Origin of the sequence: Burkholderia alba (assembly GCF_034721475.1) — a bacterium.
GTDB lineage: Bacteria > Pseudomonadota > Gammaproteobacteria > Burkholderiales > Burkholderiaceae > Burkholderia > Burkholderia alba.
The window spans coordinates 361987-373858 of sequence record NZ_JAWJWL010000002.1; the positions used below are offsets into that span (position 1 = coordinate 361987).

Annotated in this window: 8 protein-coding genes; 3 read left to right on the forward strand and 5 right to left on the reverse strand. The window is 69.1% G+C overall.

What is annotated here, in order from left to right:
- Window positions 1–10: 10 nt before the first annotated feature.
- Window positions 11–943 (reverse strand): LysR family transcriptional regulator, encoded by a 933-nt coding sequence (locus tag RZR99_RS03330; protein ID WP_323118313.1) that lies wholly within the window; start codon window positions 941–943, stop codon window positions 11–13.
- A 115-nt stretch (window positions 944–1058) separates the two neighbouring features.
- On the opposite strand from RZR99_RS03330, the gene RZR99_RS03335 reads away from it, so the two are divergent.
- Genes RZR99_RS03335 through RZR99_RS03345 form a run of 3 tightly spaced genes read left to right on the forward strand, consistent with a single transcriptional unit; the run spans window position 1059 to window position 3368 of the window.
- On the forward strand, window positions 1059–1505 hold the full coding sequence (locus RZR99_RS03335) for a cupin domain-containing protein (protein WP_323118314.1): 447 nt from the start codon (window positions 1059–1061) through the stop codon (window positions 1503–1505).
- Between the two features lie 51 nt (window positions 1506–1556).
- Window positions 1557–2360 (forward strand): SDR family NAD(P)-dependent oxidoreductase, encoded by an 804-nt coding sequence (locus RZR99_RS03340; RefSeq protein WP_323118315.1) that lies wholly within the window; start codon window positions 1557–1559, stop codon window positions 2358–2360.
- Between the two features lie 42 nt (window positions 2361–2402).
- The gene (locus RZR99_RS03345) at window positions 2403–3368 is read left to right on the forward strand and encodes an aldo/keto reductase (protein WP_323118316.1); all 966 of its coding nucleotides are present in this window, start codon (window positions 2403–2405) and stop codon (window positions 3366–3368) included.
- Between the two features lie 379 nt (window positions 3369–3747).
- Here the strand turns inward: RZR99_RS03345 and fhuB are convergent, their stop codons facing one another.
- From fhuB to RZR99_RS03365, 4 genes are all read right to left on the reverse strand, one after another.
- On the reverse strand, window positions 3748–5742 hold the full coding sequence (gene fhuB, locus RZR99_RS03350) for a Fe(3+)-hydroxamate ABC transporter permease FhuB (protein ID WP_323118317.1): 1995 nt from the start codon (window positions 5740–5742) through the stop codon (window positions 3748–3750).
- Window positions 5739–6656 carry an ABC transporter substrate-binding protein gene (locus tag RZR99_RS03355; RefSeq protein WP_323118318.1) on the reverse strand — a complete coding sequence of 306 codons (918 nt, stop codon included), beginning with the start codon at window positions 6654–6656 and terminating at the stop codon, window positions 5739–5741. The genes fhuB and RZR99_RS03355 overlap by 4 nt, the downstream gene beginning before the upstream one ends.
- Before the next feature lie 58 nt (window positions 6657–6714).
- Window positions 6715–8904 carry a TonB-dependent siderophore receptor gene (locus tag RZR99_RS03360; RefSeq protein ID WP_407655395.1) on the reverse strand — a complete coding sequence of 730 codons (2190 nt, stop codon included), beginning with the start codon at window positions 8902–8904 and terminating at the stop codon, window positions 6715–6717.
- 208 nt (window positions 8905–9112) lie between these two features.
- On the reverse strand, window positions 9113–11872 hold a 2760-nt coding region (locus tag RZR99_RS03365), incomplete at its 5' end, for a condensation domain-containing protein (protein WP_323118320.1).

Consider the following 11872-nt stretch of genomic DNA (forward strand, 5'->3'; position numbering starts at 1 on the left):
CGGACTCGTCTCACCCAGACAGGTCATGCCCGACCAGCGGGCGGAGTTCAGGATGCGCACCCAGCCGCTGCGCGAGGAAATCCATCAACAGGCGGCTGCGCTTCGGCAGATGGGCGCGTTCGGGCATGTAGAGAAACAGGCCGTAACGGCGCGTCGCATAGCGCGTCAGCAATGGCACCAGACGGCCGGCCTGGATATGGGCATGAACCGAGTAGCCGAAGAATTGGCCGAGCGCGGCCCCGCTCAGCACGGCGTCGAGTTCCGAGTCGATATCGTTGGTCGCGATGAATGGCCGCATGTGCCGCGTTTCAATCCGGCCGTCGACGAGGAACTCCCAAGGAAACGCCTTGCCCGTTCCAGGATGGAGAAACGTCGTGCAGCGGTGCCCGCTCAACGCATCGATCGTCTGCGGCACACCGTGACGACGTAGATAATCCTGCGTGGCACAGACGACCAGCTCCAGATCGGCGATACGGCGCGCCACGAGGGTGCTGTCGGGTAGATTGCCGGTGCGCAAGCCGATATCGATGCGCTGCCCGACGACGTCGACCATGTCGTCGCCGACGATGAGTTCGACCGCGACACCCTGCTGCTGTTCGCCGAATTCCGCCAGCAGCGGCGCGAGAAATCGCCGGGCCAGCGAGTACGGCGCCGCGACGCGAATCGTGCCGACGGCTCGCCCGCGGTCGTCGTCGACGTTGCGCAGTACGCCTTCCAGCTCGTCCACGGCATGCCGGCATTGCTCGAGCAGCTGCTCACCCTCGGCCGTCAACGCGATGCGGTGCGTCGAGCGCCGCAACAGGCGCACCCCCAGCAGCGCCTCCAGCGCGGCCATCTGCTTGCTCGCGGCTTGCGGCGTGATGCCGAGTTCGCGCGCCCCGCCGCTGATGCTGCCGACGGTGGCGATGCGCACGAATATCGTCAGCGCTCTCAAACGATCCATTCATGGCTCCCGTTGTACCCGTCGTTCGGTTGAATCGGTTTCAACCAGGCAGATCCTATCCTGATCCCGCCGGGCTTCGCACAATGGCGTCTCCCTTCACCTTCCCGCACACGCCATGCCCCGCTCATTGCCCCCGTTCGTTCTCGCCGCTGCCGCCCTGGCCGCCGGCCCGGCACCCGCCTGTCACGCGCAGACGGCTTCGGCCGCGCCCATCGATGCGAAGGTATTGCTGCAAGCCACGCACGCATGGGACGGTACGCCCTACCGCGCGTACCCGTCGACTCGGCCCGAAGTGTCCGTGGTGCGCTATACGCTTCCCGCGCATGCGGTGCTGCCGTGGCACACGCACCCGTCGATCAACGTCGGCTACGTCGTATCCGGACACCTCAGCGCGGTGCGCAAGCAGGACGGCAAGCGCATCTCGCTCGGCCCGGGCGATGTCGTGCCGGAGATGGTCGACGTATCGCATCGCGGTGAAACCGGGAGCGAACCCGTAGAGATGATCGTCTTCTATGCGGGCACGCCGGGCACGCCGCTCACCGTGCCGGACTCCGACGACTGAACGTCGACGGCCCGCAACCTTCAAGCCATGCATCGAGGAACGCACACCCTCATGATCGAATCGCTCTCCAACCTGCACGACACGACGACACCGCCACGCGGCCTCGACGAACGCATCGCGCTCGTCACGGGCGGCGGTACCGGAATCGGCCGCGCGAGCGCGCTGGCACTCGCGCGGCACGGCGCGACGGTCGTCGTGGCGGGCCGTCACCCGGCTTCGCTCGACGAGACCGTGCGGCTCATCGCCGAACGCGGCGGTGAGGCCATCGCCATCCCCACCGACATCACGTCGCCGGACGCGGTACGCGCGCTCGTCGACACCACGCTCGCGCGCTTCGGCGCGCTGCACGCGGCCTTCAACAACGCCGGTACGGAGGGCCGGTTCGCGCCGATCGCCGAGCTGTCCGCCGACGATTTCGATCAGGTGATCGCGACCAACCTCAAGGGCACGTGGCTGTCGATCAAATACGAGATGGCAGCGATGCTCGCGCATGGCGGCGGCGCGATCGTCAACACGTCGTCATGGCTCGCGAGCGGCGCGCTCGCCGGGTCGTCCGCCTATTCGGCCAGCAAGGGCGCGCTTGATGCGCTGGTCCGCGCGGTCGCGCTCGAAGGCGGACCGCACGGCATCCGAATCAACAATGTCAATCCCGGCATCATCGACACGCCCATGGCGCGCCGCTTCGGAGGCGACGACATGCTTCGTCCATTTGCCGCGTTCACCCCCGTGCGCCGCATCGGACGCCCGGAAGACGTGGCCGAGGCGGTCGCGTGGCTGTGCTCCGACGCGGCCGGTTTCGTCACCGGCCAATCGATTGCCGTCGACGGCGGCTACGCGATCGCCGGGATGCGTTGAGCACGCCCGGCGGCGGCACAACCATGGAGCAATCAGGCAATCATGGAATACGTAAGACTGGGTGCATCGGGGCTGCGGGTGTCGAAGCTCTGCCTCGGCTGCATGACCTATGGCGATCCCGCGTGGCGCCCGTGGGTGGTGCCGGAGGATGTCGCCCGCCGGTTCATCCGCACCGCGCTCGACGCCGGCGTGATGTTCTTCGACACGGCCGACATCTACTCGGGCGGCGAAAGCGAGCGCATGCTCGGTCGAGCGCTGGCGGAATTCGCGCCGCGCGACGATGTCGTGATCTCGACGAAAGCCTTCTTTCCGACGGGCGACGGACCGAATGCGCGCGGCCTGTCGCGCAAACATCTGTTCGCGAGCATCGACGCATCGCTACAACGGCTGGGGACCGATTACGTCGATCTGTACGTCATCCATCGCTACGATCCGGACACCCCGATCGAGGAAACGCTCGGCGCGCTCGACGCAATCGTGCGCAGCGGCAAGGTCCGCTATCTCGGCGCGTCGTCGATGCACGCGTGGCAGTTCATGAAAATGCTCGCGTTCCAGCGCGAACATGGACTGGCACCGTTCGTCTCGATGCAGGGGCATTACAACCTGATATACCGCGAGGACGAACGCGACATGCTGCCCCTTTGCATCGAGCAAGGCATCGCCTACACCCCGTGGTCGCCGCTTGGCCGCGGGCTGCTTGCGGGTTCGCGCGGCACGGGCACGCTGCGGGCCGCCAGCGACCGGCAGATCGGCGCATGGTACGACGGCCGGGAGAACGTGCGTGCGACCATCGAAGCGGTCGAGCACGTCGCGCAATCTCGCGGCCTGCCCGCCGCGCAAATCGCCCTTGCGTGGCTTCTGCAACGCAAGGGCGTGACTGCGCCGATCGTCGGCCTGTCGAAGCCGCATCATGCGGCCGACGCGTTGGCCTCGCTCTCGCTCGCCCTCGACGGCGACGAAATCGCGCGGCTGGAAGCGGCATCCGCCCCGGAGCCGCCGCGATGGTAACGCAGGTCGGCCCCGCTCCTCGCGGGCTTGCGGAACCGTTCCGACCGCGCGCCGGCACGGGTTTGCGGGCCGTGCGGGCGTTGCCGGACGCTCGGAAACGATCGCGATTCGTCGCGATTCGTCGCGGATTCCGGGCATCCGAGGACGTGGTGATGAACGACGGGGTCGGCGACGAGAGGGTACGCCGACGACGGCAAATCGATGGTGCTGGACAGGGTCCGGCGCTTCGAATCGGCGTCGATTGCGAAACCGCGCGCTTCGCGCGGTCCGCCGCCGCCAAGCCGGGAAAGGACGACGGGCCGCGCGGGCGACCACTCGAATCAGCGGGCGCCGCCGCGCATGGCGCGCCGGACGGCGACGAGATGCCGCCCGGCCGCCCTTACTTGCGCAGCAGCCAGACCAGATAAGGCCCGCCGATCAAGGTCGCGAGAATGCCCGCCGGCATCTGCTGCGGAAAGATCACCGTGCGCCCCAGCCAGTCGGCCAGCACCATCAGCGCCGCGCCGATCAGCGCCGAGACGAACATCTGCGAGCGCGCGCGCGGAAACCCGAGCAGGCGTGCGAGATGCGGCGCCATCAGGCCCACGAACGACATCGGTCCGATCACCACGGTGGCGCCCGCCGTCAGGATCGCCGAGACGACCAGCAGCATCAGCCGGGCGCGCCGGCTGCCGACGCCGAGCGCATCGGCGACATTCGCGCCGAGCGGCAGGATGTCGAGCCAGCGCGCGCACAGGAACGCCGCACCCGCCATCACGGCCGCGCAGACGGAAACCGCCGCCGCGGTGGCCGGCAGGATCACGTAAGTCGAGCCGTACAGCAGCGGACGCAGTACGTTCGCGTAGGCGCCGCCGCCCGCCGTCGCGAGCACGATCACCGATTGCGAGAACGCGCTGATCGCGATCCCCGCGAGCAGCACGTGTTCCGGCGCGAAACCGCTGCGGCGGCCGAGCGAGACGATCATCACGAGGCAGATCAGCGCGCCCACCGCCGACCCGCTCAGCAGCACGCCGGCGGTGGGCGCGGCGGCCGAGACGGCCGCGACCAGCATGCCGAGCATCGCTCCGCCGCTCACGCCGAGCAGTTCCGGGCTCGCCATCGGATTGCCCGTCACGCGCTGCAGCAGCGAGCCGGCCAGCGCGACCATCACGCCGGCGCCGAGCGACGCGATCAGCCGCGGCAGCCGCCAGAATTCGACCGCCGGCCAGTCGGCGGCGCTCGTCCACTGCCAGCCGTGGAACGTCATCCCGACCCGCAGCGACACGACGACCGCGGCCAGCAGCAGCGCGCCCAGCACCAGCGCAACCCCGGCCAGCCGGCGGCGCGGCGGCGCATCGGCGTCGGCGCCCGGCCGCGGACTCTCGACATGCACCCGGCGCAGCATCCACAGCAGCAGCGGCCCGCCGAGCAGCGCGACCGCCGCGCCCGTCGGCAGCAGTTCGGCGAACTGGCCGGGCAGGCTCTGCACCGCCTGGTCCGCGAGCGTCAGCAGCACCGCGCCGACGAGCGGCGCCCACAGCAGCTGATCGCGCAGCCGGCGCGCGCCCGCGAGCCGCGCGAGCGCCGGACCCGCCAGCCCGACGAAGCCGATCACCCCGACCGCGCTGACCACGAACGCGCTCAGGATCACCGCGATGCCGAGCGCGACGGGACGCGCCCACGCCAGCGACAGGCCGAGCTGGCTCGCGCTGCGATCGTCGAGCGAGAACAGCGTGAGCGGGCGCACCAGCAGCGCCGCGCCGATCCCGCAGACGAGCACGCGCGGCAGCAGCCACGCGACGGCCGCCCAGCCGTTCTGGCTCAGCGATCCGCCGCCCCAGATGAAGACCGCCACGAGCGAGCGCTCGTAGGTGATCGTCAGCAGCACCGCGATCGCGCCGCAGTACAGGTTCACGATCATCCCCGCGAGCACGACCGAAACCGATGCGAACCCCTTGCGCCAGGTCAGCGCCATCGTCGCGAGCATCGCGAGCCCCGCGCCGGCGAGCGCGACGGTGAAGCGCATGTCGGCGACGAGCGCGGGCGCCACGACCGCCGCGATCGTGAGCGCGAGATACGCGCCCGCCGACACGCCGAGCGTCAAGGGCTCCGCGAGCGGATTGCGCAGCACCTGCTGGAACACCACGCCCGCGAGCGACAGCGCCGCGCCGGCGATCAGCGACATCGCTAGACGTGGCAGCCAGCTGTAGCGGACCACCAGCTGCGGCAGCGTCGCGTCGCCGTCCGGCAGCAGCGCGCCCAGCCATTGGGCGGCGGGCAGCCGGGCCGACAGCGTGTGATAGACGAGCCACGTGGTGAGCAGAACGAGGAACGCGGGCGTGCGCCACGCGCGGGAAGCGGCGGTGGCCGACAGGCCGGCCGTCGTGCGATTCATGTAGTCACTCCTTGCAGCGCCTGCGCGAGACCGCTCGCGAAGCGCATCGAGGCGACGACGCCGCCGAGCGGCGGCATCGCGCCGAGCGGCTGCACGCGGTTCTGCTTGACGAACGGCAGCGCATTCCACAGCGGGCTGCGCGCCAGTTGCGCGGCGACGCCCGGCGGCACGCCGATCGTCAACACCTGCGTATCGCCGTGCGCCGCGAGCGCCGCCAGTTCGGCTTCCGCCGCGCCCTGCGGGTCGGTGGCGCCCTGCCATGCATTGGCGAGCCCGAGCCGGTCGAGCACGCCGCCGAACAGGCTGTTCGCGCCGAACACCGTGATGTGCCGGTCGTCGATCGGACGCAGTAGATAAAGAGGCCGCCGGAGCGCGCGAAACGCGGCAAGCCGCGGCGCGATGTCGGCAAGCTGCGCATCCGCGTGCGCGAGCAGCGCATCGGCCTGCGCGCGACGGCCGAGCCGCCGCCCGAGCTGCCGGGTTGCCGCGCGCACCGCCGGATAGACGTCGATGCCGGGGCCGGACAGTTGCACCACGCAGGTCGGCGCGACCCGTTCGAGCAGCGCGCGCAGCGGCGCATGCCATGGCGTGATGACGATCACGTCCGGCTCGAGCGCCTGCAGCACCTCGAAGTTGGGCTGGAACAGCAGCCCGGTGTCCACCACCGACGGCGGCAGCGGCGGCACGCCGTCGAGCTTCATGTACCAGGGCGGACGCGACACGCCCACCGGCACGACGCCGAGCGACAGCACCACCTCCGTGAGCGGCCAGTCGAGCACGACGACGCGCGGCGCCGCCGCCTCGGCGGCGAACGCCGCCGGCGCGAACAACGGCCATCCCGACGCGGCGAGCGCCGCGCCGAGGCCGGCCAGCGCGCGGCGCCGCGCGGGATCGAAGCGGGTCCGGCGCGTCATGCCGACACCGCGCGCGTGCCGTCGAAGCGGCGCGCGCGCCTCGTCTTGCCGTTGCCGATCACCATTGATAGCGCGCCGTCCCCACCACCGTGCGCGTCGAGCCCCAGTAGCAGACCGACGACGTCGAGCAATAGGAGATGTACTCGCGATTGAACAGGTTGTTCACGTTCAGCGCGAGGCGCCAGTTCTTCAGGTCGTAATGCGCGCCGAGATCGACGAGCACGCGCGCCGGCACGGTAAACGAGTCGAACGAGTCGCCTTCCGACGCGCTCGTGTAGCGCACGCCGGAACCGAAGCCGAAGTCGCGCAGCGGCCCGCGGTGGAACGTGTAGTCCGCCCACAGCGCGGCGGTGTGCCGCGGCGTGATCGGCGGCCGCTTGTCGACCGTCGACGGCAGCGAGCTGGCCGTCACGGTCTGGTTCACATACGAGTAGGACGCGATCAGCTTGAGGCTCTCGGTGACGTTCGCATGCGCTTCCGCCTCGATCCCGCGCGAGCGGATCTGGCCTTGCTGCACCGTGAAGGTCGGATGCAGCGGATCGGGCACCGAGACGTTTTCCTGGGTCAGGTTATACGCGGACACCGTGAAGTAGCCGTCGAACCCCTTCGGCTGATAGCGCACCCCCGCTTCCACCTGCTTGCCCTTGGTCGGCACGAACGGCGCACCGCCGAACGCGAGGCCCGGCACCGGCTGGAACGATTTCGCGTAGCTGACGAACGGCACGATGCCGTTGTCGAACTCGTAGGCGAGGCCCGCGCGATAGGTGAACGCGCGGTCGTCCGCGTGCGACTGGGTGTTGCTGGTCGGCGCCTGGGTCTGCTGGTTGGTGCCCGTCCAGTCCTCGCGGATGCCGACGGTCAGCACCCAGTTGCGATAGCGGATCTCGTCCTGCGCATACAGCCCCAGCGTGCTGAGCCCGTAGTCGTAGCGGGTGTTGGCCGGAATGGTCGGCAGCGCCGCGTAGTTCGGGTTGTACAGGTTCACCTTGCCGACGACCCCGCCGCCCATCGTGTCGCCCAGCAGCGCGCGCTGGTAGTCGACGCCGAACAGCACCGTGTGCTTCACGTCGCCGGTCGAGAACTTCGCCTGCGCATGCGTATCGACCGAGAACTGCGAGAAGTGCTCGTGGTCGGTGTTCGCCCACATGCTGATGGTGCGGCCGTCCGCGGCGAACGGGCTCGTGACCGAGGTCTGGTAGTAGCGCTGGTCGATATGCAGGTAGCGCAGGTTCTGCGACACGCTGAAGGTGTCGTTGAACGCGTGTTCGAACTGATAGCCGAACCAGTACTGCGTGCGCTGCATGTCGTCGCGGTTCGGATCGCCGTAGTAGCGGCCCGGCCCGAACTGGCCGTTCGGGTTGGTGAACACCGTGCCGCTCGCCGGCACCGGATTGAACAGCCCGCCGTTCGGATCGCGCTGGTAGCTGGCCTGCAGCGTCAGTTTCGTGTCGCGGTCCGGACGGATCGTCACCGACGGCGCGATCGCGATCCGCTGATCCTTGATCTGGCTCACCTGCGTCTCGGCGGTGCGCGCAAGACCGGTGACGCGATACAGCACGGTGCCGTTCTTGTCGACCGGGCCACTGAAGTCGAAGCCGAGCTGGTAGTTGTTGTGGTTGCCGATCTGCATCATCACTTCGTGATAAGGCTCCTCGGTCGGCAGCTTGCTCACGTAGTTGACGAGGCCGCCCGGGCTACCCTGCCCGTACAGCACCGATGCCGGGCCGTGCAGCACTTCCATCCGGTCGACGAAGTACGGGTCGATGCGCGGTGTCGCGAAGCGGGGCGACTGATACAGGTGCATGCCGTCGAGGTACGAGTCGAGCGAGAAACCGCGGCCGAACAGCTGGTCGAAGCGGATGTCGGTACCGTCCTGCGAATACGCGCCCGCGGTGTAGCGCAACGCCTGATCGACGGTTTGCGCGCCCAGGTCGTCCATCTGCTGGCGCGTGACGATCGAGATGCTCTGCGGGTTCGTGATGATCGCGGAATCGGTCTTGGTCGCGGTCTTCGAGCGCTTCGCGACGTAGCCGACGCCCGGCCCTTGCGGGCTTTCCTTCGACGCGCGCACGTTGACGGCGGGCAGTGTCTGGACTTCGGTCGGCGTGCCGGACGCACCCTGTGCCGCCTGCTGCGCATGCGCGCTTCCGGCCACGCCCAGCATCAATGCGACATAGCCCGGACGCAGCCGCGGCAGCTTCACGCGCCGCGTCGCGCGCGACGTCCCCCTCATGCGTTGCACCTTCATTCCCTGTAATCCCCGTTAAGTCTCGATGACGAACCGACTGTTGCAGACGGTTAAATTGTGTGAAAGGCAGAGCATAGTAATACAAACGATAATAAATCTCATTCAAAAACCATAGGGATTTCATCAGCTTACGAAAGCCTTAACGTCGGATGGGGGCGCTGCGTTCTGCTCGTGGAGTCCGCGCCGACGCGGGCGATTTCCTCTGCTTTCAATTTTCCTTCGCGGCTCCCGGCGCCAACAGGCTCGCGAGCTGTTCGCCGAGCGCCGGATGGTGGACGATGCTCGTATGCGTCGCGTCGACCGGGTGCTCATGCAGGCGCGCCGAGGTTTGCGGTGCCCAGGCCATCCTGCGGGACGGGGCGGCGGTATTGCGCAGCGCGCGCCACACGTGCAGATCGGTCGCGATCGTCGGCAGCGCGTGGCGCGCCATCAGGTCGGCGTGCAGCGTGTCGGCCGCGAACGCGTCGCGCAGCAGCGACGGGCCGGCCGCATCGAGCAGCGCCCGCTCCGGCGGCGCGTCGTCGTGGTCCGGCGCGGCGGATTCGGGACCGGCCTCCCAATGCGTCGCGGTATCGAGGATGCCGGTGAACGACACGTGCTTGCCGCGCTGCGCGAGATGCGCGGCGATCGCGATCGCGAGCCGTCCGCCGAACGACCAGCCGAGCAGCGCGTACGCGCCGGCGGGCTGCAACGTCTCGATGCACCCCGCGTAGTACGCGGCCAGCGCCTCGAACGTATCGCCCCGCCACGGCCGCCCGCGCACGGCGGGCGCCTGCAGCGCGATCAGCGTCACGCGGCCGTTCAGCGCGTGCGCGAGCGTCCGGTACTCGCCGATCATCCCGTAGCCGGGATGCAGGCAGAACAGCGTCGCGGGCGCGTCGAGCGCGTTCAGCGGCACGGCGGGCAGCATCGCGTCGTCCGGCGCGGCCTCCGTCGCGACGGACGGAAAACGACGCGCCACCCATGCGCGCAACGCATCGGCGGGCGGCACGGGCAGGCCGGCTTCGAACCGGGCGCGGGCAGTCCAGCTCGCGGCCACGCCGTCGCCGTCCTGCCGCGCGATCGCGTCGAACGCCGCCGGCACCGGCGGCCGCGCGGCGGCAGCGGCATCCGGCGCTGCGGGTGCGGCGGCCAGGTACTCGATCAGCGCGGCCAGTGTCCGTTCGAACGCGGCCGCGAATTGCGCGGCCTGCGTATCGGACAGATATTGCGGCGCGTAGCCCCAGCTGAACGACAGCGTGTCGCCCGTGATCCAGCCGTTGATGTCGAGCAGGCGGTCGGGCGCGCGTGCCGACGGCGCGATCGCGTTGCCCGGTTTCTCGCTCGCGAAACCGAGGCGGCTCTCGGCCTGGAAGGTCTGGTCGAAGCGGCCTAGATAGTTGAAGCTGATCTGCGGGTCGGGCAGCGCGGCAAGCGCCGCGCGGCTCGCCGGATCCGCGCCGTGCATCAGGAGCCCGCGGTTGAAGCCTTTCTGCGGCACGTTCGCCACGCGCTCGCGCACCTGCCGCAACGCATCGGCCGGCGCGCCGGCACCCGGCAGCGCGAGCGGATACTGCGTCGTGAACCAGCCGACGGTGCGGCTCAGGTCCGCGCCGTCGATCACATCCTCGCGGCCGTGCCCTTCCAGTTCGACCAGCACTTCGTCGCGACCGGCCGCGTCGCCGACGACCAGTCCGAGCGCGGCGAGCAGCACTTCGTCGACGCGCATCCGGTAGGCGCGCGGCGCCTCGCGCAGCAAGGCGGCGGTCAATGCCGGCGACAGTTTCGTCTGCAGGGTTTTCTGCGGCGCCGACACCGGCGACCGCGGCGGGAACAGCGGGCCGCGCAACGAAGGCGCATCGAGCGCGGTCTGCCACCACGCGAGTTCAGCGAGGCGGTCCGGCGACTGCGCATAGTGTTGCGCGGCGCGCACCCACGAACGCCAAGGCATCGACGGAGTCGGCAGCATGACCGGCTCGCCGCGTTCCGCCTGTTCGTAGCTCGTCTGCAACTCCTCCAGCAGCACCCGCCACGACACACCATCCACCGACAGATGGTGGATCGTGATCAGCAGCCGGGTTTCCTCCCGCGCTTCGAAGTAACCCACTCGCCAGATCGGGCCTCGCTCGATATCCAGGCTCGACTGGATTCCGTCGCACGCCGCCTCCAGATCTTCCATCGAAACCAGATCCTCTCGACGAATCAGATCCCCTTCCGCTTCGCTTGCCGCTATCGCATGTTGCTTCCACCCCGATTCATCCGCCGCGAATCGCAGCCGCAACGCATCGTGACGCGTGCGCAGCGCCTGTACCGCCTGCTCCAGTGCCGCCTCGTTCAATCGGCCCTTCACCTTCAGCAGCACCGCCTGATTCCAGTGCGACTCCCCTTCCGGGTACCGTTCGAAGAACGCCTGCTGGATCGGCGTCAAACTCTGCGGGTCGCCGTTGTCTTCTTCAACTTCGGTGCGCGCTTCCAATCGCTCCGCTCGTTGCGCCAATCCCGCCACCGTCGGATGCTCGAACACCTGTCTCGGCGTCAGCTTCAGCCCCGCTTCCCGCGCTCGTGCAATGATCTGCAAACTCTGGATCGAATCGCCCCCCGCTTCGAAGAAGTTGTCCGTCACGCCCAGATCGTCCCGACCCAGCACCGCCTTCCAGATCGACAGCAGCGCCGCTTCCGTCTCGTTCGATGCCTCGACCCGCTCGCGGGCCCGCTCCTGCGGCGCCGGCAGCGCCGCCCGGTCCAGCTTCCCGTTCGGCATCGCCGGCAGCTTCTCCAGCACCGTCAGACTCGACGGCACCATGTACCCCGGCAGCCGCTGTTCCAGTTCGTGACGAACCTGCACCGCCTCCACTTCGCCCGCGACATACCCCGCCAGACGTTGTTTCTCGCCTTCGCCCAGCACGATCACCGCCGCTTCGCGTACGCCCGCGCACTGCCTCAGCACCGCTTCGATCTCGCCCAGTTCGATCCGCTGGCCGCGCAGCTT